At 63.6% G+C, this 26,391-nt stretch carries 22 protein-coding genes and 2 pseudogenes; 7 read left to right on the top strand and 17 right to left on the bottom strand.

Translation table 11 applies throughout. The features are described from left to right. The 4 genes and pseudogenes from AS156_RS44375 to AS156_RS14860 all read right to left on the bottom strand — a co-directional run. Nucleotides 1-114, bottom strand: a pseudogene (locus tag AS156_RS44375) (metal-dependent hydrolase); the annotation flags it as partial. A gap of 198 nt (nt 115-312) precedes the next feature. Continuing rightward, complete coding sequence (locus tag AS156_RS14870; protein ID WP_066505271.1) at nt 313-1,641, bottom strand: polyhydroxyalkanoate depolymerase; 1,329 nt, start codon at nt 1,639-1,641, stop codon at nt 313-315. A 125-nt stretch (nt 1,642-1,766) separates the two neighbouring features. Beyond that, entirely contained in the window at nt 1,767-2,534 is a 768-nt protein-coding gene (locus tag AS156_RS14865) for an ABC transporter permease (RefSeq protein WP_066505368.1), read from the bottom strand. 53 nt (nt 2,535-2,587) lie between these two features. Further along, nucleotides 2,588-3,403 carry an ABC transporter ATP-binding protein gene (locus AS156_RS14860; RefSeq protein WP_066505370.1) on the bottom strand — a complete coding sequence of 272 codons (816 nt, stop codon included), beginning with the start codon at nt 3,401-3,403 and terminating at the stop codon, nt 2,588-2,590. Between the two features lie 204 nt (nt 3,404-3,607). Between AS156_RS14860 and AS156_RS14855 the strand changes: the two genes are divergently transcribed. Further along, nucleotides 3,608-4,930, top strand: coding sequence for an ActS/PrrB/RegB family redox-sensitive histidine kinase (locus tag AS156_RS14855; protein ID WP_066505269.1), 1,323 nt, complete (start codon nt 3,608-3,610; stop codon nt 4,928-4,930). 119 nt (nt 4,931-5,049) lie between these two features. Then, nucleotides 5,050-5,604 carry an ActR/PrrA/RegA family redox response regulator transcription factor gene (locus tag AS156_RS14850; protein WP_066505266.1) on the top strand — a complete coding sequence of 185 codons (555 nt, stop codon included), beginning with the start codon at nt 5,050-5,052 and terminating at the stop codon, nt 5,602-5,604. Between the two features lie 240 nt (nt 5,605-5,844). Here the strand turns inward: AS156_RS14850 and AS156_RS14845 are convergent, their stop codons facing one another. The 3 genes from AS156_RS14845 to AS156_RS14835 form a co-directional block, all read right to left on the bottom strand. Next, nucleotides 5,845-6,327, bottom strand: coding sequence for an MmcB family DNA repair protein (locus AS156_RS14845; RefSeq protein WP_066505263.1), 483 nt, complete (start codon nt 6,325-6,327; stop codon nt 5,845-5,847). 106 nt (nt 6,328-6,433) lie between these two features. Next, entirely contained in the window at nt 6,434-8,044 is a 1,611-nt protein-coding gene (locus AS156_RS14840) for an alpha-amylase family glycosyl hydrolase (protein ID WP_066505262.1), read from the bottom strand. Between the two features lie 96 nt (nt 8,045-8,140). Continuing rightward, a complete protein-coding gene (locus tag AS156_RS14835; protein ID WP_066505259.1) occupies nt 8,141-8,953 on the bottom strand; it encodes an RMD1 family protein in 813 nt (270 codons plus the stop codon). A 174-nt stretch (nt 8,954-9,127) separates the two neighbouring features. On the opposite strand from AS156_RS14835, the gene AS156_RS14830 reads away from it, so the two are divergent. Next, nucleotides 9,128-9,796, top strand: coding sequence for an MBL fold metallo-hydrolase (locus tag AS156_RS14830; RefSeq protein ID WP_066505257.1), 669 nt, complete (start codon nt 9,128-9,130; stop codon nt 9,794-9,796). Nucleotides 9,797-9,821: 25 nt separating this feature from the next. Here AS156_RS14830 and AS156_RS14825 read toward each other — a convergent pair whose 3' ends face one another. Both AS156_RS14825 and AS156_RS14820 read right to left on the bottom strand, forming a co-directional pair. After that, complete coding sequence (locus tag AS156_RS14825; RefSeq protein ID WP_066505366.1) at nt 9,822-11,003, bottom strand: extracellular catalytic domain type 1 short-chain-length polyhydroxyalkanoate depolymerase; 1,182 nt, start codon at nt 11,001-11,003, stop codon at nt 9,822-9,824. Nucleotides 11,004-11,177: 174 nt separating this feature from the next. Next, nucleotides 11,178-12,584: an MFS transporter gene (locus AS156_RS14820; RefSeq protein ID WP_066505255.1), complete on the bottom strand. Its 1,407-nt coding sequence runs from the start codon at nt 12,582-12,584 to the stop codon at nt 11,178-11,180. Nucleotides 12,585-12,872: 288 nt separating this feature from the next. Here AS156_RS14820 and AS156_RS14815 point away from each other — a divergent pair, with 288 nt between their 5' ends. Continuing rightward, a complete protein-coding gene (locus AS156_RS14815; protein ID WP_066505249.1) occupies nt 12,873-14,114 on the top strand; it encodes an LLM class flavin-dependent oxidoreductase in 1,242 nt (413 codons plus the stop codon). A 533-nt stretch (nt 14,115-14,647) separates the two neighbouring features. Continuing rightward, nucleotides 14,648-16,024 carry a cytochrome P450 gene (locus AS156_RS14810; RefSeq protein ID WP_066505247.1) on the top strand — a complete coding sequence of 459 codons (1,377 nt, stop codon included), beginning with the start codon at nt 14,648-14,650 and terminating at the stop codon, nt 16,022-16,024. A 536-nt stretch (nt 16,025-16,560) separates the two neighbouring features. On the opposite strand, the gene AS156_RS14805 is transcribed toward AS156_RS14810, so the two are convergent. From AS156_RS14805 to AS156_RS14795, 3 genes are all read right to left on the bottom strand, one after another. Further along, on the bottom strand, nt 16,561-18,165 hold the full coding sequence (locus AS156_RS14805; RefSeq protein ID WP_066505244.1) for a glycoside hydrolase family 17 protein: 1,605 nt from the start codon (nt 18,163-18,165) through the stop codon (nt 16,561-16,563). 137 nt (nt 18,166-18,302) lie between these two features. Beyond that, complete coding sequence (locus tag AS156_RS14800) at nt 18,303-19,355, bottom strand: adenylate/guanylate cyclase domain-containing protein (RefSeq protein WP_245312815.1); 1,053 nt, start codon at nt 19,353-19,355, stop codon at nt 18,303-18,305. A gap of 91 nt (nt 19,356-19,446) precedes the next feature. Next, nucleotides 19,447-20,289 carry an SDR family NAD(P)-dependent oxidoreductase gene (locus tag AS156_RS14795; protein ID WP_066505242.1) on the bottom strand — a complete coding sequence of 281 codons (843 nt, stop codon included), beginning with the start codon at nt 20,287-20,289 and terminating at the stop codon, nt 19,447-19,449. A gap of 188 nt (nt 20,290-20,477) precedes the next feature. On the opposite strand from AS156_RS14795, the gene AS156_RS14790 reads away from it, so the two are divergent. Next, on the top strand, nt 20,478-21,440 hold the full coding sequence (locus AS156_RS14790; protein WP_066505239.1) for a sensor histidine kinase: 963 nt from the start codon (nt 20,478-20,480) through the stop codon (nt 21,438-21,440). 204 nt (nt 21,441-21,644) lie between these two features. After that, nucleotides 21,645-23,420 (top strand): putative bifunctional diguanylate cyclase/phosphodiesterase, encoded by a 1,776-nt coding sequence (locus AS156_RS14785; RefSeq protein ID WP_066505237.1) that lies wholly within the window; start codon nt 21,645-21,647, stop codon nt 23,418-23,420. Between the two features lie 16 nt (nt 23,421-23,436). Here the strand turns inward: AS156_RS14785 and AS156_RS14780 are convergent. From AS156_RS14780 to AS156_RS14765, 5 genes and pseudogenes are all read right to left on the bottom strand, one after another. After that, nucleotides 23,437-24,030, bottom strand: a pseudogene (locus AS156_RS14780) (amino acid ABC transporter ATP-binding protein); the annotation flags it as partial. 1 nt (nt 24,031) lies between these two features. After that, nucleotides 24,032-24,194: ATP-binding cassette domain-containing protein (locus tag AS156_RS44370; RefSeq protein ID WP_283807921.1), on the bottom strand; the 163-nt coding region annotated here is incomplete at its 3' end. Nucleotides 24,195-24,223: 29 nt separating this feature from the next. Further along, nucleotides 24,224-24,916 carry an amino acid ABC transporter permease gene (locus AS156_RS14775; protein WP_066505234.1) on the bottom strand — a complete coding sequence of 231 codons (693 nt, stop codon included), beginning with the start codon at nt 24,914-24,916 and terminating at the stop codon, nt 24,224-24,226. A 2-nt stretch (nt 24,917-24,918) separates the two neighbouring features. Further along, a complete protein-coding gene (locus AS156_RS14770; RefSeq protein ID WP_066505231.1) occupies nt 24,919-25,614 on the bottom strand; it encodes an amino acid ABC transporter permease in 696 nt (231 codons plus the stop codon). 10 nt (nt 25,615-25,624) lie between these two features. Further along, nucleotides 25,625-26,391: ABC transporter substrate-binding protein (locus tag AS156_RS14765; protein ID WP_160331098.1), on the bottom strand; the 767-nt coding region annotated here is incomplete at its 5' end.

The following is a 26,391-nucleotide window of genomic DNA, read 5'->3' as shown; positions in this document are numbered from 1 at the left end:
CCGCCGATAGAGGAGCGCGCGAGTAGCCATGTCTGAGAGTCCGGGGAGCAGGAGTTCGCCCGAAGTCTGCCATATCCGTCGCCAGGGAAAGCGCTCGGCGCAAAAACAAATCATTTGCCCAATATACAGGGGCTAGCGGTCTACTGACCTCTACCGGCAGGGGTCGGAACCGGATTTTTTTGAGTGAATCAGGAGTGAGAAGAAGGCTCAAAGGATGAATATATACTCATCCCTTGAGCCTTCGCTGATTTGAGATTCTTTTAGTAAAATCAGTAGCTTATGCAGCAGCCGAAATCCGGACCGAAACGGTACCTATTCGGCCGCAGCAACCAGAGAAAGCCGCGTATTGGCCGCAGAGACCATGAAATCGGAGATCCGCGGCACGATTTCGGAGCGGAATCGCGAGCCGTTGAACACGCCGTAGTGCCCAACGCCCTTCTGTACGTAGTGCACGCGGCGATGATTGGGAATCGCGGTGCAGAGCGCATGCGTCGCTTCGGTTTGACCGAGGCCCGAGATGTCGTCCTTCTCGCCTTCCACCGTCATCAGAGCAACGCGGCGGATCTTCGCTGGGTTCACCGGCTTGCCGCGATGGGTCATCTCTCCCTTCGGCAGCGCGTGCTTGACGAACACGAGGTCGACGGTCTGAAGGTAATACTCCGCGGTGAGGTCCATCACCGCCAGATACTCGTCGTAGAATTCGCGGTGCTTGTCGACGAGATCGCCGTCACCCTTCACCAGATTGGCGAACAGCGCCTTGTGGGCGTCCATGTGCCTGTCCAGATTCATGCTGATGAAGCCATTGAGCTGCAGGAATCCCGGATAGACGTCGCGCATCACGCCGGGATGCGGGAACGGCACCTTGGTGATGACATTGTTGCGGAACCAGTCGATGCCGCGCTCTTCGGCCAGATTGTTGACGGCGGTCGGATTGCGCCGCGTATCGATCGGGCCGCCCATCAGCGTCATCGACAGCGGCACGAACGGATCGTTGCTCGCTTCCATGACCGATACGGCCGCAACCACCGGCACCGACGGCTGGCACACCGCGATGATATGGATGTTGCCGCCGAGCGCATGCAGCATCTCGATCAGATAGTCGACATAGTCCTCGAGATCGAAGCGGCCGGCCGCGAGCGGCACCATGCGCGCATCCGCCCAGTCGGTGATGTAGACCTCATGCGTCGGCAGGAACGCCTCGACGGTGCCGCGCAGGAGCGTCGCATAGTGGCCCGACATCGGCGCCACGATCAGCACGCGCGGCTGCGGGTTGCGCAACGGGCGGGTCAGCTTGCGATCGAAATGCAGCAGGCGGCAGAACGGCTTCTCCCAGATCGAACGCACCTCGACCGCGGTGCGGATGCCGTTGACCTCGGTCGTGGGCAGGTTCCATTCGGGCTTGCCGTAGCGGCGGGTGGTTCGCTCGAACAGCTCGCATGCGGCGGCGACCGACTTGCCGAACTCGGTGTGCGTCCACGGATTGAGCGGATTCTGGAACAGTATCTTGGTGGCGTCGGTCACCGCGCGCGCCGGGTTGAGCGACGCATGCGCCATCTCGTACATCCAGTAGAGCGGCGTCGTGAGTGCCGGACTGCCTTCCGCCACCAGTGGCGGGGCACCGCCAAATTCACCAATCGGCATTCGTTCAGACCTCTGTTTTGCGCCGCAGCATACTGACGAATGCGAAATAATGCGTCAATGCGCCGCTGGACACATTCAGAGGTCAGATTCGCCTAAAACAGCGAAATTCCTTTGGAAAGTGACATTTATTCACCACCGCTGAGCAGCGACCCGTGACGCTTGGCGCTGCGCAAAAGGGCAAGAAAGATCGCAAAAGAAGCAGCGAACAGGATCGCGTTGATCACAAGCGCATCGATCATCAGGTCGGCGCGGAACACGTGGTCGATCAAGAGCGCGCGCATGCCCTCGAACACATAGGTCGGCGGCAGGGCCCAGGCGACATATTGCAGCCAGACCGGCAGCACATCGACCGGATAATAGATGCAGGCGAGCGGCATCACCGCGAACATCAGCGTCCAGACAATGCTTTCGGCGCCGAGCCCGTTGCGCAGCACGAGGCCCGAGGCGAACACGCCGACCGACCAGCTCGTGAAGATCAGATTGCAGAAGAACGCGATCAGCGGCACGCCAATGGCGTAGAAGTTGAAGCCGAAAAAGAACAGCGCCAACAACGTCATCGGGACGATGCCGATGGCGAGCCGGATCAGGCTCATGATCATCAGCGAGAGCAGGAACTCGATCGGCTTCAGCGGGCTCATCATCAGGTTGCCGAGATTGCGCGCCCACATCTCTTCCAGAAACGAGATCGAGAAGCCGAGCTGTCCCCGGAACAGGATGTCCCACAGGATGACAGCGCCGATCAGTGAGCCGCCCGCCTTGGCAAAGAAGCCCGACGTCTGCGAGATGTAGGTCTGCAGGAAGCCCCAGGTGATGATCTGCAGCGCCGGCCAGTAGACGAGCTCCAGCAGCCGCGGCCACGATGACATCAGGAGGTACCAATAGCGCAGCACCATCGCATTGATGCGATGCAGTGAAATGCCGCGATGCTGGTGGCTGACGAGCTCGCTCACGTCGCGCCCTCCCGCAGCCGGCCGCGCGCGACGTCGAGGAACACCTCTTCCAGCGTGTCGCGATTGTAGCGCGCCATGATCCGGTCAGGACTGTCGTCATCCTCGATCTTGCCGCGCTTCATGATGATGACCCGGTCGCACAGGCGCTCGACCTCCAGCATGTTGTGCGATGCGAGCAGGATCGTCGCATTGTGGCTCTTGCGATAGGTCTCGAGATGTTGCCGCACCCAGTCGGCGGTGTCGGGATCGAGCGACGCAGTCGGCTCGTCCAGCAGCAGCAGTTCCGGCTGGTTGATCAGCGCCTTCGCCAACGCGACGCGGGTCTTCTGCCCGGCCGACAGCTTGCCGTTGGCACGGTCGAGGAAATCCTTCAGGTCGAGATCCGTGGCGAGCTGGTCGATCCGCTCGCGCAGATGCTTCACTGCATAGAGGCGCCCGAAAATCGTCAGGTTCTGCCGCACCGTGAGCCGCATCGGCATGTCGACATAGGGGCTCTCGAAATTCATCCGGCCGAGCACGTCGTAGCTCTGCTCGGGAATCTTCGCGCCCAGGACCTGAACACGGCCCGAAGTCGGCAGCACCAGGCCCATGATCATCGCGATCGTCGTGGTCTTGCCGGCGCCGTTGCCGCCGAGCAGGCCCGTGATGCTGCCGCGCGCGATCCGGAAGGAGATATCGTCGACGGCGCGGGTGGTCTTGTAGACCTTGACCAGATGCGCGACATCGATCGCGGCCGATCCGCTCAGATCGGCCGCGGACGCCGGCACTTCGGCCGCCGGCGGATGCCCCTGACCTGTCTCGCTCTGTTGCATCTGGCCGTTCATTGAGCCATTGCGACAATAAGCGCAAGGCTTGCGCCGTCCCGGTGCGCTAGAGCCCCATTCCGACGGATCCGGAACGGGGCTCTAGACTCTCGTTTTGACGCGTTTTCTTCACGCGAACCGGTATCCACTTCGCTCGAAAACGCTCTGAGTCGCGCGTTTGTGCGCTGCCCACAGCACAGCTAAAGTCCTGAGATGACCGACGTCGCCGCTTCCGATTTCCGCCAGCCACGCAGCTATGTCCGCCTGGATACGATCCTGCGGCTGCGCTGGCTCGCCGCGCTTGGCCAGCTGGTCGCGATTTTCGTCGTCGCCCAGGGGCTGGAGTTCGACGTTCCGATCGTGCCCTGCGTCTGCATCATCGCGTTTTCGGCGCTGCTCAATCTGGCGCTGCAGATCGCATTCAATCCGATGCAGCGGCTGGAGCCGACCTACGCCGCCGCGCTGCTCGCACTCAACATCGTGGAGCTCGGGGCGCTGCTGTATTTCACGGGCGGCCTGCAGAACCCGTTCTCGTTCCTGTTCCTCGCGCCAGTGCTGATCTCGGCGACGGTGCTGCCGATCCGGCTGACGATTGCACTTGGCTGCCTCGCGGTCGCCTGCGCCTCGGCACTGTTTTTCTATCATCTGCCGCTGCCATGGGATGCCGACGATCCGCTGGTGCTGCCGCCGATCTATTTGATCGGCGTCTGGCTTTCGATCCTGCTCGCGATCGGCGTCACCAGCCTCTATGCGTTTCAGGTCACCGAGGAAGCGCGCCAATTGTCCGACGCGCTCGCGGCGACCGAATTGGTGCTGACACGGGAGCAGCATCTGACTCAGCTCGACGGTCTTGCAGCCGCCGCCGCGCACGAACTCGGCACGCCGCTGTCGACGATCTTCCTGATCTCGCGCGAGCTCGAGAAGACCGTGCATGACCCAAGTCTTGCCGGTGACCTGAAGACCGTGCGCGAGCAGGCGCAGCGCTGCCGCGACATCCTGAGCAAGATCGCGCAGCTGTCCTCGAGCGGCGCGCCGTTCGACAACATGAAGCTGTCAACGCTGATCGAGGAGGCGGTGGCGCCGCATCGCGACTTCGGTGTCAATATCAAGGTGCGGCTTGCTGTCGCAGCCACGCCCGAACCGATCGGCGCGCGCAACCCCGCGATCCTCTACGGCGTCGGAAACATTTTGGAAAATGCCGTCGATTTCGCGCACCAGACCGTCGAGGTGAATGCATGGTGGAATGCCGAAACCGTTGAGATTGTCATCTCCGACGATGGTCCCGGCATCGCGCCCGACATGCTGAAACGGATCGGCGAGCCCTATCTGTCACGCCGCCGGGGCGCAGATGAGGCCCAAAATGCGCGCGGAGGCCTTGGTCTGGGTGTTTTCATTGCACGAACGCTGCTTGAACGCACTGGAGCCAAGGTGTCGTTTACCAACCGTATCTTCCCCGATCACGGCGCCGTGGCGCAGATCGTGTGGCCGCGTGAGAGCTTCGAGGGCGACGCGCCGAAGTCCGAGAGTGCATCTTAAGAACGGTTCTTAATCGCGTTTCTGGCATTACGCATGCAGCGGTCGCGACTTTCGGCTGCCTTGGCAGCGCCGCAGTGCGCCCCCATATAATAGCGGTCTGCCACAGGGAAAAATCGACCGTGAACGCCATCGCTGAACTGAATGAGCACACCGACCGATCGCTCCTCATCGTCGAGGACGACAAGCCGTTCCTGGAGCGCCTGTCGCGCGCCATGGAGACACGCGGCTTCTCGGTGAAGTCATGCGATACCGTGTCCGATGGTCTCGCCGAGATCGGCCGCGCTGCGCCTGCGTTCGCAGTCGTCGACCTCAGGCTTGGCGACGGCAACGGCCTCGACGTCGTCTCGGCATTGAAGAGCAAGCGTCCCGATGCGCGTGCGATCGTGCTGACCGGCTACGGCAACATCGCCACCGCCGTCACCGCGGTAAAGATGGGCGCGGTCGATTATCTGTCGAAGCCCGCCGACGCCGATGACGTCGTCGCCGCGCTTCTCGCGAGCGGCACCGAGAAATCCGAGCTGCCGACCAATCCGATGTCGGCCGACCGCGTGCGCTGGGAGCACATCCAGCGCATCTACGAGATGTGCAACCGCAACGTCTCGGAGACTGCGCGCCGCCTCAACATGCACCGCCGCACGCTGCAGCGCATCCTCGCGAAGCGCGCGCCGCGGTAAGGCGATCGCTTCATCTGTTTTCGCGATGGCCGGGATTTGCCCCGGCCATTTGCTTTTGTAGTTCGTTGGATGGGTAGAGCGCAGCGAGACCCATCACACACAGCCGCCCGAGCCTATCCCCGTCATCCTGAGGTGCGCGCCTTTTGCGCGCCTCGAAGGATGGACGGCCACCGGCCGGGCCGTGCATCCTTCGCGGCTCGCTTCGCGAGCACCTCAGGATGACGGATCAAGCGCTTGCTCTTACAATTCGTGCCCTTGCGGGTCGACCAACCGGTTGATCCGTTGTGCGGCGGCCATCGCAAAGCGCACTGTCATCGCCTTGCGCGTCGGCGCCGGCAAGCGATGCTCCGGCGCCTCGCAATGCAGATGCGCGCCGTATGCGTCGGCGACGATCAGGCCGGTGTCGGCGGGAAAGATCTCGCAGGGCAGATCCTGCGTAAAGGCGAAGAACAGCCGGTCGCAATGCATCCGATAGTCCTGCCACTTCTGGTCGGCGCGCAAATCCTCCACCGATGATTTGATCTCGACGATCCAGATCTCGCCGCGCTCGTTCAGCGCGACCAGATCGGCGCGGCGGCCGGACGGCAGCGGCAATTCACTGATGCAGGAAAAGCCCAGCGACCTCAGAAGCCTCGCCGTGCCGCGCGCAATCGCAAGCGCGGTCTCCGACTGACGTCGGTCGGGCGCAGGCACGAGCGCGATCTGGCGGGCGGGCGATTCCATGGCGGCAAGACTAGCCGATTCCATTGCGCGGCGGCACCGGAATCGGCTGCAAGTGGCCTCGGTTCCCTCCCGCGCAAGCAGGGGGAATCCGACTGGATCGCTCACCTCACGCGGGGCGCAACGGCGGGCCGAGGATCACGCCCTCATTGGCGCGCAGATCGAGCATGCCTTCGACCTTCTCGCCCTCGCGGTCCATGAAGGTCGACAACAGGATCTCGTTGCTGAAGCCGATCGCGCTGGAGGTGATTGCCGTGGACTCCGCGCCGAAGTTCAGCGCGATCACCGCCACACCGTCCATGCTCCGCCGCCGATAGAGCAGCACGTCGCCATGCGCCATCACCGGTTCGTAGTTGCCGTAGGCGAGCTGCGGCATCATTCGCCGCAGCGCGATCAGCGCCTTGTAGAGGTTCAGGATCGACGCCGGGACTGCGGCGAGGCTCGCGACATTGTCGCTGGCGAAGTCGCGCGCCAGCGGCAGCCATGGCTTCACCGTGGAGAAGCCGGCATAGGGTTCGGCGCTCCACTGCATCGGCGTGCGGCAGCCGTCACGGCCGACGCCGATGTCAGGCACGTTCTTCTCAAAGGGATCACGCACCTGGTTCGGCGCGATGGGAACCTGGCGCATCCCGATCTCGTCGCCGTAATAGAGCGTCGGCGTCCCGCGCAGCGTCAAGAGCAGCATCGCCGCGACGGACGCCTGCGCGGTCCCCACCCGGCTCGCCACCCGCGGCCGATCGTGATTGCCTAGCACCCAGTTCGGCCAGGCCCCCGGCGGCAGCGCCTTCTCGTAGTCGGCGATGATCTTCTCGACAGAACGCGCGCTCCACATCGTCGACAGCAGCGCGAAGTTGAACGGCATCTGCGCGCCGCGCAGGTCGTTGCCGTAGTAGGCGATGAGCCGATGCAGCGGCAGATAGACCTCGCCGATCAGCACGCGATCGTCGAACTCCTCGGTGACGCGGCGCATCTCGGTGATGACGGCATGCACCTCGGGCTGATCCGTGGAGTATTGCGTGAGCAGTGTCTCGTGCGGCGGCCGCCCTTCGAGATAATGCGGGTTCGGCGGGTTGTCGCGGAATTCGGCGTCCTTGATCAGGTGCCAGATCACGTCGACACGGAAGCCATCGACGCCCTTGCGCAGCCAGAAGCGCATCACGTCGTGAATCGCGGCCCGCACTTCGGGATTGCGCCAGTTGAGATCGGGCTGCTGGGCGAGGAAGGCGTGATAGTAGTATTGCCCGGACGCTTCATCGTAGGTCCACGCGCTGCCGCCGAACTCCGACAGCCAGTTGTTCGGCGGGCCGCCGTCGGGCGCCGGATCGCGCCAGATATACCAGTCGCGTTGCGCGTTCTCACGCGAACTCCGGGCCTCGACGAACCAGGGATGCTGATCGGATGTGTGGTTCGGGACGAGGTCGAGGATCAGCTTGAGGCCGGCATCATGCGCGGCGGCGATCAGCTCGTCGAAATCCTCCGTCGTTCCGAACAGCGGATCGATGCCGGTGTAATCGGAAATATCGTAGCCGAAATCGGCCATCGGCGACGGGAAGATCGGCGACAGCCAGACCGCATCGACACCAAGCTCGACCAGATATGGCAGCCGCTCGATAATGCCCCTGATGTCACCGACGCCATCGCCATCACTGTCCTGAAACGAGCGCGGATAGACCTGATAGAAGATCCCGTGCCGCCACCAATCGCTGTTGTCCTGATCCATCCCGCACCCCAAAACCCGCGCCAGGCCCAACCGGGGCAACGCCCGATGCCGCCGCCGGGTTCAGGGATGACGCAATTCGGGGCGGAAAAATGACGCTCAGTGCCGGCCCATCGCAATCTGGTAGATGGAGATCAGGACCTCGAACAGGATCAGGAGGATGATGATCAGCTCCAGCCGCACCGACCGGCTGGTGTCGATGATGTCGGTCAACACTTGCGAGCTCTCGGCGATCACGGCGAGCTTGCGGTTCAGCGCTTCCGCCCGCTCCTTCAACTCGTATTCATCCTCGAGCCGGGAATAGAGCCGCTCGAGCTGCGGCTTGTCCCAGAGGATGTCAGGCTTCTCAGCGATCTCGACCGGGCCGGCCACGCGGTGCCGCAACGACAGCGCATTGCCGATGTGCTTGAGGATCGCGATGCGGCCGCGATGGACCTGCCCGCTCTTCGCGAGATCGCGCGCGAATGGCTCCGTGGCGTCGAACACGGCTGCGACCTCGCGCTCGTGCCGCGCCAGCACCACGCTCTTGGCCAGGGCTTCACCGACCAGGATCAGCCGCTCCGGCGACAGGCTTTGCAGAAAGATCGGGCCGCCGGGCGGGATCTGTTCCTCTCGCTCCGAGGCGACCTCGATGATCGCGATCTCCTCCTCGCGCCGGGTGAACGGGCCGGTCATCCGCGACTGCAGGCTGCGCAGGAATTCATCTTCCTCCAGCGCATTAAGGCCGATCAGGACGACGACGCCGTAACGGAACAGGATGGCGACGCCGTTGTCGTTGACGCGGAACGCCAGCGGGGTCGTCGCCAGCACGTCGCCGCGCTCGAGACCTGACGTGCTGATGCGATCCGCGACGAAGAAGGCGCGTGCGGTGGTCCGGGGTCCGCCGAGCGGTGATTTGGGGGCCTGGGTCATGGAGTTCCGGACTGCGAGCACCTGATCGTGGCCGAGAGCGACGGCATTACGACGCCGCCCACGAATTATTCAATTCGGCGCGACCTTATCACGGTCTGTTTTGGGATCACACGCCGGGCCGGATGCATTTCCTGTCCGTGTTGACGGCGCTTCCCGGAAGCCTATGGTGCCCCCATGGATGACAAGACCGAAACCAAACCGAAGGCTGGCGCGATCATCGTGCCGGTCACGCTGTTCGAGCAGAACTGCACCATCATCTGGCACGAGCCGACCAAGAAGGCGGTGGTGATCGACCCCGGCGGGGACGTGCCGAAGATCCAGGCCGCGATCAAGCAGACCGGCGTGACGGTGGAGAAGATCTGGCTGACGCACGGTCATATCGACCATGTCGGCGGCGCTGCGGAGCTGCGCGACGCGCTGCAGGTCAAGATCGAGGGCCCGCATATCGCCGACAAGCATCTGCTCGACAATGTCGTCTCAAGCGGCGAGCGCTTCGGCATGACCGGAGTGCGCAATTTCGGCCCGGACCGCTGGCTCGACGAAGGCGACCAGGTCTCGATCGGCGACCTCACCTTCGACATCCTGCACTGCCCCGGCCATTCGCCGGGCAGCGTCGCGTTCTTCAACAAGGAGTTGCGCTTCGCCCATGTCGGCGACGTGCTGTTCGCGGGTTCGGTCGGGCGCACCGACCTGCCCGGCGGCAGCCACGCGACACTGATCCAGTCGATCAAGGAGAAGCTGCTGCCGCTCGGCGACGATATCGGCTTCATCTGCGGCCATGGCGCGGGCTCGAGCATCGGCCAGGAGCGGATGACGAACCCGTTCCTTACCGGCGAGATCTGAGCGCGCAGGGCGCCAGCCTCGCCTGCTACTTCATCAGCCCCGCGGCGGTCAGCGCCCGCGCGATGACGCGGCCGACATTGACGCCGTTGCTCCGCGCCTTCTTCGGCCGGGTGCTGCGGCGACCGGACGCCGTCTCGGAAACGGGCTCCGACGCCGGCACCGGGATCGTCATCGAGATCGTGTCGGCGCGCTCGCGCGGGATGCCCGTCGGCGCGATATGCGGCTGACGCGCCTGATCGGTCAGGCCGAAGAAGCTCGCGATATGATAGGACGACGAGATCCCCGCCTCGATCAGGAACGCGCCTTCCACGCCATAACGCTCGTCATTGTCGGCAAGGCCGAGCGGCGTGCCATGCGGCATGTCGGTGATGGTGTAGGATTCGACCAGCGTCTCGCCATCGGCATTCCACCACACCTCGCGCGGATGGCCGTCGACATCGGCCTTCGACATCGCCGCAGGCGGCAGGCCGTGAAGGTCGAGCCACTGCCGCACGATCGCATCGGCATTGCCCGGATGCACGGTGCGGTCGGCGCTGCCGTGCCACACCGAGATCTTCGGCCAGTGGCTGTTGTGCCGCGATGCGTTGCGCACGAGATCGCCGAGCTCCGGCGCCGACAACGCGCTGCCATGCATCATGGCGTGCAGCGCGTCGCGCAGGTTGGTCGCGACGCCGAACGGCAGGCCGGCAATGATCGCTCCGGCTGCGAACACATCCGGATAAGTCGCGAGCATGACGGCAGCCATTGCGCCGCCGGCAGACAGACCCGTCACAAAGATGCGACGCGGATCGATCTTGTGCGTGCCAGCGAGGTGTCCGATCATCTCCCTGATCGAGTGCGCCTCACCCTCACCGCGCGCGATGTCTTCCGGATTGAACCAGTTGAAGCAGGTGTTGCCGTTGTTGACGGACTGCTGCTCCGGCATCAGCAGCGCAAAGCCGTAATGCCGGGCGAGCATCGACCAGCCGGTGCCGAGATCATAGGACGCAGCCGTCTGGCCACAGCCATGCAGCACGACGACCAGCGCAGGCGACGGCGCAAGCTGCGCCGGCACGTACGAGAACATCTTCAGTGCGCCGGGATTGGCGCCGAATTCCGTCGTCTCGACGAGCGGCGTCGGCACGGCGGGCGCGAGCGCGCCGAGGCCGTTGAACGCGTTCATCCTCGGCAGATGACGCAGAAATTCGACGTTGTTGACCAGTGACAACAGCAACTCCTGAGGTGATTTCGTCTGGCGTTTACCCCACCAGATAGTTGCTGCACTGCAAAATGAAAAGGCCGTGTGCTGTCATTCCGCTGAAATGTGAGATTCGGCGTTAACGCGTGAACATCCCGTTATTTTACGCATGATGTTGCGGAAAGCGGCTGCCACCTTTTCGGATCATGCGCTGGCACGACGCATCCATGACAGAAATACGGCTGAAATCGTGACCGACAGCACAAACAATGCGCATGCCGCATACAGCGCCACGCGTGCCGACATCGCGGACTCGATGGCGAAGAAAACTGCACCGATCGCGGCAACACCGGCCGCATTGCCGATCTGCGTCGTGGTGCCATACATGCCCGAACCTGCCCCGGCGCTCGCAGGCTTCACACTCGAGAGCACCGCGCTCGACAGCGGCGCCATCACCAGCCCCTGGCCGTAGCCGAAGATCATCAGCACCAGCGCAAGCAACAGCGGCGTCGGTGCCGCGACGACTTCGATCATCGTGACGAGCGCGGCAAGCCCCACGATCTGCAAAGCGCAACCCTCGATCAGCACCAGCGTGCCGCGATGCCTGGCGCGCACGCCGCTGTGACGCGAGGCGACCACGAAGGTCAATGCCAGCGGCACGAACACCAATCCCGCCTGCAGCGGCGGAATCTGCAAACCCCTTTGCATGAAGATGGTCATGACCAAGTAGAAGGATAGATTGGCGAAGAAGTAGAAGAACACCGCGGCCAGTCCGCGCATGAATGCAGCGTCCGACAGCAGCGTCAGGTCGATCAGCGGCATGCCGCCGCGGCGCGCCACGATGCGCTCCAGCCGCACGAAGCCGGCGATGATCGCAACGCCGGCCGCCATCACCAGCCACACCTCCCCGGACCAGTTGAGATCGTGCCCGAACAGCAGCGGACCGATCAGGCACAGCAGGCCCGCGAACAGCACGATGGCGCCCGGCACATCCAGCCGCGTGCCGGCGCGGCGCGGCACCATCGGCATGATCCGCAGCGCCGCCGCGATGATGATGACGCCACAGGGCACGTTGACGAAGAACACGGCGCGCCAGCCGAGGCCGGCGAGATCGAGCGTCACCAGCACGCCGCCGAGCATGAAGCCTGCGGCACCCGCGAGCCCGAGCACGATGCCGTAGATGCCGAAGGCCCGCGCGCGGGCGGCATCGGAGAACAACAGATGGAGCGTCGCCAGCACCTGCGGCACCATCAGCGCAGCGGTGGCGCCCTGCGCCAGCCGCGCCACGATCAGTTCGGGGCCGGATTGCGCGAGACCGCACCATAGCGAGGTCACGGAGAAGCCGGCGACACCGGCGATGAACACGCTTTTCGTGCCGTAGATGTCGCCGAGCCGGCCGCCGGTGACCACCAGCGTTGCATAGGCGATCAGGTAGATCGCGATCACGGCCTCGATCTGCGCTGGAGTCGCCTGCAGCTCCGCAGCGATGGTCGGGATCGCCACGTTGACGATGAAGGCGTCGACGCCGAACATGAACTGCGCGGCGACGACGATCGCAAGCACCCACCAGCGGCGGGATGAATCCGCTCGCGTCGAAGCGATCTGATGCATGCGCTGTGGTCCTGCCCGAAACGATTTGACAGCCGACATCAGCAGATTCCGGTCATTCGCTCGATTACCTCGGAGGTAAGCAACCGGTCACAGGCACTCGATCCGGCCATTACGGCGCCCGGCCCAACTTGCGTTGATGCGCTGGGAAACATTCCGGACGGCGGCAAGTGCCGCTGATTTGCGCAACAACCATGCGAGCGCCGCAGCCCCCGAGCATTGCCTTGCCCCGGCCCACCCCGTAGGTTGACGGAAAGCCCCCCGATAACAATAAGCCGGAGAGAACGACCTATGGCGCGCCTCAAGTTCGGAGCCTTCCTCGCCCCGCATCACCCGATCGGCGAGCATCCGATGCTGCAATTCCGTCGCGACCTCGATTTCGTCGAGCAGCTCGACGCGCTCGGCTACGACGAATTCTGGTGCGGCGAGCACCATTCCTCGGGCTGGGAAATGATCGCCTCGCCCGAGATGTTCCTGGCCGCCGCCGGCGAGCGCACCAAGCGCATCAAGCTCGGCACCGGCGTGATCTCGCTGCCCTATCACCACCCCTTCAACGTCGCGCAACGCATGGTGCAGCTCGACCACATGACCGGCGGCCGCGCCATCTTCGGCTCCGGCCCGGGCGCGCTGGCTTCCGACGCCCACACCCTCGGCATCGACCCGATGACGCAGCGCGACCGCCAGGACGAAGCGATCGCGGTGATCCGCCGCCTGTTCAACGGCGAGCGCGTCACGGCGAAAACCGCCTGGTTCGAGATGCACGACGCCGCGCTGCAGCTCCTGCCGCTGCAGGAAGACATGCCGTTCGTGGTGGCCTCGCAGATCTCGCCGTCGGGTATGACGCTCGCCGGCAAATACGGCATCGGCATCATCTCGCTGGGCTCGATGTCGACGCAGGGCCTGATGGCGCTGCCGCAGCAGTGGCAGTTCGCCGAGGACGCCGCCAAGAAGGCCGGCACCGCGGTGAGCCGTTCGAACTGGCGCGTGCTGCTGTCCTGGCATATCGCCGAGACCCGCGAACAGGCGCGGCGCGAGGCCGGCGCCGGCCTGATGCGCTGGCACAACGAGTACAATGTCGGCACCTTGATGCGGCCGGGCCTGACCGCGTTCGCTTCGCCGGACGAGGCCGTCGACAAGACCGCCTTCGTCGACGGCGCCGCCTCGACCATCGGCACGCCGGACGATCTCGTGAAGATGATCAAGAATTTGGTCGACGTGTCCGGCGGCGTCGGCACCATCGTCGGCTTCGCGCACGACTGGGCCAATCCGGAGAACACCCGCCGGAGTTGGGACCTGGTCGCGCGCTACGTGATCCCGGAGATCAATGGCTATATCGACGGCCTGCGCAAGTCGCGCCAGTTTGTGATCGACAACCGCGCGGTGTTCGAGCGCGCCGGCCAGGCGGTGATGGCCAAGATCATGGAGAACGACAAGGCCGCCGCGGCACTTCAGCAGACCGGTCCGGGCCGCGTTGCGATCCCCGCCGTGAATGCGCCGGATCTGCAGAAGGCCGCCGCCAAGCAGAAAGCGTGACGCCAGCAGTTCGTTGAGGCGTGATCGTCGCGCAACATCCACGAATGTCGTCCTTGCGAAAGCAAGGACGACATTTTCTTTTTGGGGATTCGACATCGGAATGGTGTCATCACCCGCACATGCGCATGCGGGTGACCCACTATTCCAGAGGCGCCGATGCTTGAGCCGGGAGGCCGCGGCGTACTGGATCGCCCGGTCCCGTCTACGCCAAGGCTTCGACGAGGCCCTGAACCCCTGGCGCGCCGAAGCTTTAGCGAAGGCGGCGAGCCGGACGATGACAGATGTGAATGAGGATACAGCTTCGCATTCTCGCAACGATTCGTCCGAGCTTTGCACTACGTTGTCCTTCGCGAAGAACAGAGGGCGCAGGGAAAGCCGGGTGCCGATCGCACCCATGGGCCCCGAGCAAAATCCGCGGAATATCAGTGTTTTCTCCCTGCCCGGCGTTGTTTTCGGCTAGAGTAGCACAGTCTTGTGGCGCGATCCGCGGCACGGGACGAAGTTGGTGCAGCGGCGGCAAAGGAGCAATGCCCATGTCGATGCAGAACGTGGCACCTACCGCTTGCGCGATCACGCCGCCGAAGCGTAAGGCGCTGAAGCACATTCCGGGTGACGAGGGCTGGCCCATCATCGGCAAGACGCTGGAGGTGCTGGCCGATCCCAAGGGACATATCGAGCGCAACGCCGCGAAATATGGCCTGTGCTACCGCAGCCATATGTTCGGCGAGACCAGCATCGTGCTGCTCGGCCCCGAGGCCAACGAGCTCGTGATGTTCGACCAGGCGAAGCAGTTCTCATCCGAACATGGCTGGGGCAACATCCTCGGCCGGCTGTTCCCGCGCGGGCTGATGCTGCGCGATTTCGAGGAGCATCGGCTGCATCGCCGCGCGCTGTCGGTGGCCTTCAAGAGCGAGCCGATGAAGTCCTATTTCACCGAGCTCGACCGCGGCATCGCCGCTCGGGTGGCGCAGTGGAGGGCGAAGCCTGGCGAAATGCTGATCTATCCGGCAATGAAGCAGCTCACGCTCGACCTCGCCGCGACCTCGTTCCTCGGCGCGGATATCGGCCCCGAGGTCGACGAGATCAACCGCGCCTTCGTCGACATGGTGGTCGCGGCGGTGGCGCCGATCCGCAAGCCGCTGCCCGGCACGCAGATGGCACGGGGCGTCAGGGGCCGCAAGCGCATCGTCGCCTATTTCGCCGAGCAGATTCCGATCCGCCGCGCCCGTGGCGGTGGTAACGACCTGTTTTCGCAGCTCTGCCAGGCCACGCACGAGGACGGTGCACTGCTCTCCGAGCAGGATATCATCGACCACATGAGTTTCCTGATGATGGCCGCGCACGACACGTTGACCTCGTCCCTGACCTCGTTCGTCGGCGAGCTTGCCGCCCATCCGGACTGGCAGCAGAAGCTGCGTGACGAGGTCGGCGCGCTCGGAATCGCGGCGGACCAACCGACCAGCCTGAAGCATCTCGACGCGATGCCGCCGTCGGAGATGACATTCAAGGAAGCGCTGCGCCTGAAGCCGCCGGTGCCGTCGATGCCGCGGCGCGCAGTGCGCGACTTCTCCTTCAGGGGTTACGCGATCCCGGCCGGCACTATGGTCGGCGTCAACCCGCTGTTCACGCACCACATGAGGGACATCTGGCCCGAGCCGGACAAGTTCGACCCGCTGCGCTTCACCGACGAAGCCCAGCGCGGCCGCCACCGCTTCGCCTGGGTGCCGTTCGGCGGCGGCGCACATATGTGCCTCGGCCTGCACTTCGCCAACATGCAGGCGAAATGCTTTGCCCGCCACTTCGTGCAGAACCTCGATGTGTCGCTGGCGCCGGGCTACAGACCGGAGTGGCAGATGTGGCCGATCCCGAAACCGCGCGACGGACTGAAGGTGATGGTGAAGCCGGCATAGGGTGAGCTCTCATAAGGGTCAGCTTTTGAGAGTGAACGGACATCGCCGCGCTCCGTCGTCATCGACAGCTTTTGACCCTGAGCACACATCGGGATGGCGTGTCGCCATCGCCGTTCTCGACGGAGCGTATCACTCCTTCTTGGGTATCGGTTGAATGCAACTCACTTCGTTGCAGAGGATGGATCGATAATCTGAGCTCACCTGTCTGAGGTAGGTTCACCGGACTGAGTCAGAATCACGCCGTCGGCGCCCCCGGCGTTATGCGACCGCACCTGGCCATAAATTCTGACCTCGTGAGTTTCGCGGACGACTGTGACCATACCCCAGCTCGAGCGTTGGCCGTCCGTCCAGTACAGCCACGCAACACCTCCTAAACTTCCGCTAGAATGCTGAATCCGCTGCCTTTTCAGCGATCTATGGTGAATGCCGATCGGCATCGGGAGAAGGGAGCGGCTCGACCGGCGAACCAATCATTGTCGCCACGCCGCTTTCCGCAATGCACACCGCAATCGGTCGCATGTTCCGTCCTGCCATCCTCAGGCGCGCGCCCGCCACAGCGTCGCCGCGAGCACGATGAAGGCGGCGCAAGTCCACAGCGACTGCCAGTTGGCCGGCCCTTCGTTGAACCCGGTATAGATTGCCGCCATAAGAAAGATGCCTGCAAACAGCGATTCCGCCATGGGGCGGATTCCCTTCCTGGGAGGATTGAGCAGCGTCACGGCGGCAAAAGGCACGGCCGCCATGGTGAGCGCAGCAAAGGGAAAATCAATGAAGCGCGGATCGAACACGAGGCCGAGTGCGGCGGCCGTGCCGATCACGACGGTGACGATCCAGAGCAATCCGTGCATGGTCGCCAGCACCGATTCAGTCTGGTAGCCCTCCGGACCCAACACTTCCACGAAACAGGGTGATGCTCGACCTGACATGAGGGCGTTTGCGCCAAACACCGGCGACGCCGTCGCTGCCGCGAGGAGCGAACCCCACAAGAGCCAGCCACCCGCCCCGTAGCTTTCGTAGACCATTTTTTGCGCGGCCACCCCGAACAGGATTCCTGCCGTGGTCGCCGATATTCCGACCGCGAACCACGCGACGAGCCGAGGCTCACTGGGCTTGCGGCGCAAGGTCAGCCACGCGGCGGCGAATACCAGGATCGCCAACGCCATTCCGCTGCACATTTGCAGCTTCCAGAGCGGATAGTTGCTGATGGGAACGCCGGGCGGATATTTCAGCGTGCGCTGCTCGGAATCGAACAGGCCCCAATATCCGCCGATCGTGCCTTCGATCTCCCGCTTCCACGATTCATCATAGGCCTCGAACAGGTTGACGCGGAAATGCGCGCGCCGGGCCAGGTCCAGGACCTCCGAGACCACCCGCGCCTGATTGACCGGCGACGCCAGCGATGACTCACGCATTCGCCCCTGGCTCGGCCAGCCGATTTCTCCAACCAGGATTTCCTTGCCCGGAAAGGCCGCCGCCATCTGTCGGCGAATCTCATCGACATGAGCGGCGGCTTGTTCCGCCGGGATCGGGACATTTTCCCAATAGGGCAGGATATGAACCGTGACGAAATCGACGGCGTCGCCGAGTTCGCGATTGCTCAGCCAGAATTCCCAGACGTCGGCATAGGTGACGGGGACGGTGACCTGCGCCTTGATCGAGCGGAGCGTGGCAGCGAGGTCGGACGCCGACATTTCCTTCCGCAGCAAAACCTCGTTGCCGACCACGAGCGCGATGATGGTTTCCGGATATTGCTGGGCCAAGCGTATTCCCGTCGCTATCTGCGTTGCATTCTTCTGCCGGTCCCGATCAAGGAAGATCCCCTGGATGACTTTCAGCCCCGCCTTGGCCGCAAGTTCGGGAATTTGATCGAGACCAAGGTCGGTCGCATAGGTCCGGATGCAGTCGGTTATCTTCGCAAGTTGGGCGAGGTCTTCCGCGATCTGGTCCCGCGACACCTGCGTCGCCGGCGAGAGTGATGTCTGATTGTTACGGAAGGGAGCGTAGGAAATGCACTGCACCTTGCGATCCGGATCAATCGGTGCGTGCGCCAAATTGACCGGTACACCCAGCCACCACCACACCGCGGCGATAGCGCCGAGCGACGTCAGGAGAAGTGTCAGTGGCGTGCGGAGAGAAACCAGTGCCGTCCTCCTTGCAGGAATGACTTGCTGGGCGTGCTCAGTACGCGAAGGCGCAGGTAGAGGAAGTACCGGTATGCCGACGATATATCACGAGATCACACCGCGGGTGTGCTTTTCCTGCCGGGAGAGGCGAAGGGTTACGCCGCGGCTCCAATCCCGACCACCTCGATGCCGTCGACGCGGCCGCGGATCGGCAGCGTGCCGAGATCGCTGAGCGGAAATGGCGGCGGCGCAGCAAAGCGCGCCATCGCCGCGCGGGAGGCGAGGAAGCCGCCGGCGACCTTGCGGCTCAATTCTTCCAGCCGCGCCGCGGTGTTCATGACGTCGCCGTTGAACACGATGGCACGCTTGACGTCGCCGATCTCGCCCACGATGACGGACCCGAAGTGCAGGCTCCCGCGGATCTGAGGCACCGCGCCGAACTCGCGCTCGAACTGCGACGCAGCCTTCCGCAAGGCAATGCGCATCGCCACGAAACATCGCAACGGGCGACAATCGACCGCGCCCTGTCGTTCCGGCCAGGTGACAATGATCTCATCGCCGACATAATTGAGCACCTCGCCGCGATAATCGACCACCGACTGCGTCAGCAGGCGAAAGGTGCGGTCGAGAAAGCGATGGATACCGATGCCACCGAGCCGTTCGGCCAGCCCGGTCGATCCCGCGATATCGACGAACAGCACGAAACGATCTTCCTCGACCGGCGTGTGGTAGCGCCCAGTGACGAAGTTCATGAAGGCGCGTGGGCCGATCAGGTTGGCGATGCTGAAGCCGAGATTCACCAGCACCGAGACGCCTGCGCCATAGGCGACGCCCGACCAGAAATCCCCGAACGAAGCCGACAGCGGCGCCCCCGCGACGCGCTCACCCGGCTGCAGCAACTGGATGCCGATGATGATGGCGGCATAGATGGCGCTGCGCACGGCCAGATTGACGAGGAAGGACAACCGATTGAGCCAATCCCAATCCTCCAGCAAGAACAGTTCGACCGCGCCGAGCAGGAAACCGAGCACGAGGCCGTAGGTGGCGCCGGCAACCAGCGACGTCGGCTCGCTGCCGCTGCGTGTCAGTCCGACCGCGACGCCTGACAGGGTACCGACCACGATCACGGCAGCGAACCGTTGCAGCTTCCGCGCGAGCCTGGCGTTCATGCGCGCCGGCGGTTGGGCTGATGTTGCGACGTCGGCCATTGGGATGTTTCCTCTCCTCGTCATTGCGAGGAGCGAAGGCGGTGATGCGAATCTCTACTACCGCGATTCGCTTCGCTCGCGATGACGTCGCCTAGCCGGCGCCCTGATCGAACGCCTTGCGCAAGGCGACGTAGCCCTGCTGCTGCTGGCTCCAGTTGCGGCCGCCGGTGATGGCGCCGTCGACGACGAGGTCATGGCCGTTGATGAAGCTCGACTCGTTGCTCGCCAGGAACAATGCGGCATGCGCGATGTCGTCGGGCAGGCCGGCGCGAGGGATCGGCTGCGCCGCCTTGTAGACCTCGCGCATCACGGCTGCGGTCTTCTCGGCGGCGTCGGTCGGCAGGCCGAGCGCCTTGCCGAAGATGCCGGTCGCGATCGCGCCGGGCGAGATCGAGTTGACGCGGATGCCGTCCTCGCCGAGTTCCATCGCGACGCATCTGGTAAGATGAATGACCGCGGCCTTGGCGGCGCCATAGACCATCGATGACGAGAAGCCGGCGAGCCGGCCGGCGATGCTGCCATTGTTGATAATGCTGCCGGAGCCTTGTTTGCGCATGTAGGGCGCCGCGTGTTTCATGCCGAGCATCACGCTGCGCACCAGCGTGGCCATCGCGGCGTCGAACCGCTCGACCTCGAGGCCCTCGATGCCGCCGGTCTGCGCCGGGCCGCCGGCATTGTTGAACAGGCAATCGATGCGGCCGAACGCGTCGACGGCCTGCGCGACCAATGCCTGCATCTGGTCCTCGACCGTGACGTCGGTCTGGCGGAAGATGCAGGCTGGGCCGAGTTGCTGCGCCAGCGCCTCGCCTTCCGGCGCACGGCGGCCAGCGATCACGATCCGCGCACCCTCGGCGACAAAGACCTCTGCCGTGCGCAACCCGATGCCGCTGGTCGCTCCCGTGATCACCGCGACCTTGCCGTCCAGCCGTCCCATGCCGATTCCCCTGCCGATCCCCATCCGCGTTTGATGCCGCCGATATTCCCTGCGCGCCCAGGACAACGCAAGCGCGTGCCGCGTGGACGGCGTGAAAGGTCCGCCTGTGGCCGGAAGGACACAACTGCGGTTTTTCGGTCGCAGCGGCCTTATTTTGGGTCCTGTGATCACGTGAAGTGAAACGACACATGACGAAATTGATCGACGAGTTCAGACAAGGCTGGCAGGGCAATTCGCAGCCCTCGCCACTGCTCGCGATCGCCTTCGCGCTGCTCTGTCTCGTTTTGGCCACGGCCGCCCGCTATGGCCTCGCCCAGATCAGGCCGGATGTTTTCTTTACGCCGTATTTCCCGGCCGTGTTCTTTGCCACCGCCTTTGGCGGGTTCAGGATCGGGATCGCGACGGCGTTGGCGAGCGGCCTGCTCGGCGTCGTCATCAATTTCAGCGGCTCGAACGTCGATTCCGCGCGCTTTGCACTGTTGATGATCTTCTGGGCGGTGTGCGGCATCGCGATCTGGGGCGTGGAGCACTATCGCTCGCTAGTCATGCAGCAACGGGAGGTTTCCCAACGCCTGATCGAAGAGGAACAGTACCGCAAGCTGGTGGTCGACGAGTTGCAGCACCGGCTCAAGAACAAGTCCTCGACCATTCACGCCGTGCTGCATCAGGTGCTGCAGGACCGGCCCGATGTTTGGGAGCGCATCGACCACCGCATCCGCGCGCTCTCGGCAACCGACGATCTGATCGCGCGGGTCGACGGCTATGGCTGCGATATCAAGGATTTGCTGCGTTCGGAGCTCGGGCCCTACGGCCATGTGCGGTTCAACCTCAACGGCGATCAGCTGTTCCTGCCTGCCAAGCTCGCGGTGTCGCTGGCGCTGATCTTCCATGAGCTCGCCACCAACGCCGGCAAATACGGCGCCTTCTCCTCGCCGCGCGGGTTCCTGCAGGTGTCATGGACCGTGGCCGACGGCCGGCTCAACGTGATCTGGGATGAAACCGAGGGACCGGTGATCGAGACGGTCGGCGAGGCCGGCTTCGGCACCAAGCTCCTGAAATCGGCGCTGCGGCCGTTCGACGGCAAGACCGAGATCAGCTACCTGAAGACCGGGGTTCACTGCACCATGCAGTGCCAGCTTCCGAGCAGCTGAGGCGATATCCACACCTTCGCTTCGGCCGCTGAATCGCAACCACGGGTGTCGCAAACGCTTTCGCAGGCGCTGCCACCTTGCATTGATGGTCTGTTAATGACGATTGCCGCGACGGCTTGCGAAAGCCGCCGCGAACTCATTTTGTCACGGCTTTTCACAGTTCCGCTTAACCAAAACTACAACGGACTTTGGCAAGCTCGGCCCATGCATAATTTCACTAAACATGATTTTCAGTCCGCTGCATCAACGGCCGGTAATGAAAGCATTTCCAGCAATGAACTGGACATCTTGCGCAACCTGCTCCGCCTGCTGCCGGCAGGCGTGACCGTGCAGGACGAGCGCGGCGAATTCATCATCGTGAACGACGCGGCCGCAGCGCAATTGCAGCTCGCCGCCAATGCCAGCCAACCGTCGCCGGCCGACGACCACCATGAAGCCTCTCTCGATATGCTGCGCAGTGGCCGCCCGGTGGTGCTCGAAGAGGCGTTCACCTGCGGCGCCTCCAAGCACGTATTTCTCACCTCGCACCGGCCCGTGCAGATAGCCGGACGCAACCTGCTGGTCTCGACCTCGACCGACATCAGCGAGCAGAAGGCATTCGAGGACCAGCTGTTCCGCTCGGCCTATTACGACGAGCTGACCGGCCTACCGACGCGGCGGGTGATCGAGCATCGGGTCACCGGCCTGATCCAGGGCGACGGATCGCAGAGCCGGTTCGCACTCGCCTTCCTCGACGTCGACAATTTCAAGCACATCAACGACTACTACGGCCACGCGATCGGCGATGCGCTGCTGGTCGAGCTATCCAAGCGGCTCGGACTTGCCTTGCGCGATACCGACATCCTGTCGCGCATCTCGGGCGACGAATTCCTGCTGCTGCTAAACCCGATCAGCAGCGACCAGGAGGTCGCCGAGTTCATCCAGATCATGCACGAGCGGCTGCGGGCGCCGTTCTTCATCGATCAGTCCGAGATCTTCGCCTCGACCTCGATCGGCGTCAGCCTCTATCCCATGCACGGCAGGAGCTACGAGGCGCTGCGCCAGAACGCCGACATCGCGATGTACCGGGTCAAGAACAACGGCAAGGGCTCGACCGCGTTCTTCGACGCCAGCATGGAGCGCGAGGCGCTGGCGCGGATGAAGATCGAGCAGTCGCTGCGGCTGGCGATCCTGGAGAAGCGCTTCTGCTGCGCGTTCCAGGCCAAGGTCGATATCCGGACCCAGGAGGTCAAGGGCATCGAGGCGCTGGTGCGGCTGCGTGACGACGAGGGCGTGATCCAGGCGCCCGGCACCTTCATCAACCTCGCCGTCGAGCTCGGGTTGATCGACGATCTGACGCTGCTGGTGCTGGCGGAGATCGTCAAGTCGATCGACCTGATCAACGACACATTCGGCCCCAACACCACGATCAGCATCAACGTTGCCGCCAAGCAGGCCGGCAATCTCGAATTCATGCGCGCGTTTGCGCGCGCGCTCGAGGAGACCGGCTTTCCGAAGCGTTTCATGATCGAGGTGACCGAGGACGCGTTCATCACCCGATCGCATTTCCAGGACCAGATCCTGCCGATCCTGCGCGGGATCGGCGTCGGCATCTCGATCGACGATTTCGGGATCGGCTATTCGTCGCTGTCGGCGCTCGCCGACATCACCGCCGACGAGATCAAGATCGACCGCTCCTTCATCACCGACATCCATAGGCGGCCGCGCAGCCAGGGCATCCTGCGCGCGATCGAATCACTGAGCGAGGCACTCGGCATGACGGTGGTCGCCGAGGGCATCGAATCCTTCGAGGAGCTCACCTATTTGCAGGCGGCGACCAGGATCCGCTATGCGCAAGGCTATTATTTCGCCAGGCCGATCTTCCTCGAGGATCTGAAGCCCGCGACCCCAATCAACAGCGAGAGCCGCGCGAGCCTCGCGGCGCGCCCGGCGCACGAAAACCGCGCGGCCTATTCGCGCGCCAGCGGCTTCCGCCGCTGACGCCCCAAACCTGGATTCAGTGGGATGCGGGATGCGGTCTCAGGATATCGGATAGAAATTTTTGCGCGCGAGGATGTTCGGGCGAGGTGAAGAACCTGTCCGGCTTCGCCCGCTCGACGATCTTGCCTTCGTCCATGAACCAGATCCAGTCCGCGACTTCGCGCGCGAAGCCCATCTCGTGCGTGACCACCATCATCGTCATGCCGTCCTGCGCGAGCTGCTTCATGACGGACAACACCTCGCCGACCATTTCGGGATCGAGCGCGCTGGTCGGCTCGTCGAACAGGATCACGGGCGGGCGTTGTGCGAGCGCACGCGCGATCGCGACCCGCTGTTGCTGACCTCCCGACAGATTGGCAGGCATCGCATCCGCCTTGTGCGCGAGACCGACCTTCGCGAGCAGCGTGTCAGCCAGTTCGTCGGCTTCCGCGCGGGACATGCCGCCGACCTTCAGCGGCGAAAGCGTGATATTCCGTCGAACCGACAAATGCGGAAACAGATTGAACTGCTGGAAGACGAAGCCGATACCAGCGCGCAAGGCGTTGATGTCGCTGCCCTGCTTGTAAATGTCCTCGCCACCGATCCGGATCGTCCCGCGCTGGATCGGCTCNCGAGCCGGTTGATCGTGCGGATCAACGTCGACTTGCCGGAGCCCGACGGCCCGCACACGACCAGCACCTCGCCGTTCGCGACCGAGCCCCCGACATCGTTGAGCGCGTGGTAGCCGCCATACCACTTGTTGACCCCATCCAGCTCGATCATGTTTGTCTGCATCATGGTCTCCGCAGGGTTACGCATATCACTCAGGCCGCGCCCTTCTGCTTCCGGTGAATCCGCCGCTCCAGATACTGCGCGATCAGGGATATCAGATAGCAAACGGCAAAGTAGAAGCACGCCAGAACCATGAAGGTCTGAAACGCCTTGCCGACCTCCGTGCTGCTGACCTGCTGCGCGGCAAAGGTCACTTCCTGGACGCCGATGATGTAGACGATGGAGGTCGCCTTGATCGTCGAGACGAACTGGTTGACGATCGACGGCACCATGTTCACCAGCGCCTGCGGCAGCATGACATGCCACAAGGTTTGGCCGTAGCTCAGCCCGATCGAACGTGCGGCCTCGGCCTGGCCGGCGGGCAGCCCCTGCAGGCCGGCGCGCACGATCTCGCCCAGGAATGCCGATTCATAGACGACGATCGCACACAGCGCTGTCACGAATGCAGGCACGGCGATGCCGGTCAGCCGCGGCAGCACAAAGTACGACCAGAAGATGATCATGACGAGCGGCACGCCGCGGAACGCATAGACCCAGACAGTCGCCAGCAGACGCGGAGCCTTCCAAACTCCGGTACGGGCAATACCGATCATGATCGCAATCGGGAACGAGAGCGCCATGCCCAGGAAGGCAAGGATCAGTGTCGCGGTAAATCCGCCCAATGGACCGTTCGGCCACGATCCCACCAGCAAGAGTATCCAGTAATTTTGGATGATCTCGAGCATGGTCAGGCCTTGAAGGTCGGCGGGAACTGCCTGCCGAACCAGGCGCCCAATCCCATGATCATCAGCGATACGGCGAGATAGGTGACGGTCGCAGCCGCGAACACTTCCAGCGAGCGGAACGTCAGATTCTCGATCGCCTTGACCTGATAGGTCAGCTCCGCCACACCGATCACCATCGCCAGGCTGGTATCCTTGAACAGGATGAGCGAACGGTTGATCAGCGGCGGCACGGCAATCCGAACCGCTTGCGGCACCGTGACGTAGCGCATCGCCGAGAGGGCCGACAACCCGATGGCCCGCGCCGCCTCGAGCTGGGTCTTGGGGATCGCACGCAGGCCCGAGCGGATGTCTTCCGAAAAATATGCGCTGGCATTCAGCGACAGCGCGATCGCCGCAAAGATCAGTTCCGACTGGTTCTGGTTGATCCACTGGCGGATCGGGTCGGGGAGAATCTCGGGCACACCGAAATACCAGACCATGATCTGCACCACGGTCGGCACGTTGCGGTGATACTCGACGAAGAAGCGCATCGCCCAGCCGAGCGGCGGGAAGGGGACTGCGCGCAAGCCGACGACGACGAAGGCCACCAGGAGGCCCCCGGCCCAGGACACGGCAAACAGTTCCAGCGTGGTGAAGAGCCCCGACAGCAGGCGGGGCGCGACGCTCGGGCTTGCCAGGAAGGTCCAGTCGAAGCTCATCGGGACCGTCTTATTGCGCCGGACCGACCGGCTCGACCTTGAAGTTGCGCGACAGGCCGTAGACGGTGTCCTTGCCCATCCAGCGGCTGAAAATGGCATCGAGTTCGCCATCCTGGTCCATCTTCTGGATCACGCCGTTGATGGCGGCCAGGAGTTCCGGATTTCCCTTGTCGACCACCAGACCGATGTGCTCGACCGCTGTCGGCTCCTGCAGCAGCGTATAGTGTTCCGTCGACGCCTCGGATGCGTTGAGAAAGCGCTTGAGAACCAATTCGCCCGCGGTGAAAGCGTCCATGCGGCCGCTCTGCAGCGCCAGATTGCACGCGGCCACATCCTGGAAGCTCATCACCCGACTGTTGGCCAGGACGCGCTCGGCGATGGCGGCGGAGCTCGATCCCTTCGAAGCGCACACACGCTTGCCAGCGAGGCCGGCAAGATTGGTGATCCCCGAGCTCTCGCGGACCAGCACCTTGATCTCGCCCTGCAGATACTGAAGGCTGTAGTCGACCTGTTGAGCCCGTTCAGGCAGGTAGGCCATCGATCCCGCGACGACGTCGACCCGCCCAAGCTTCAACTCGGGAATGCGCGCTTCCGTCGACAGCGGACGATGCTCGAGCTCAACGCCGAGGCCCTTGGCAATGGCCTTGCACATGTCGACGTCATAGCCGACGAAGCTGCGCGAGCTCTGGTCCTGATAGGCATAAGGGACGCTGGTGCTCTGTGTGCCGCAAATCAGCTTGCCGCGTTCCTTGATGTCCTTGAGACGATCGGCTTGCG

Source organism: Bradyrhizobium macuxiense (assembly GCF_001542415.1).
Lineage (GTDB): Bacteria > Pseudomonadota > Alphaproteobacteria > Rhizobiales > Xanthobacteraceae > Bradyrhizobium > Bradyrhizobium macuxiense.
Note: the sequence above shows the minus strand (reverse complement) of the source record. Positions and strands in the feature narration are given on the sequence as shown.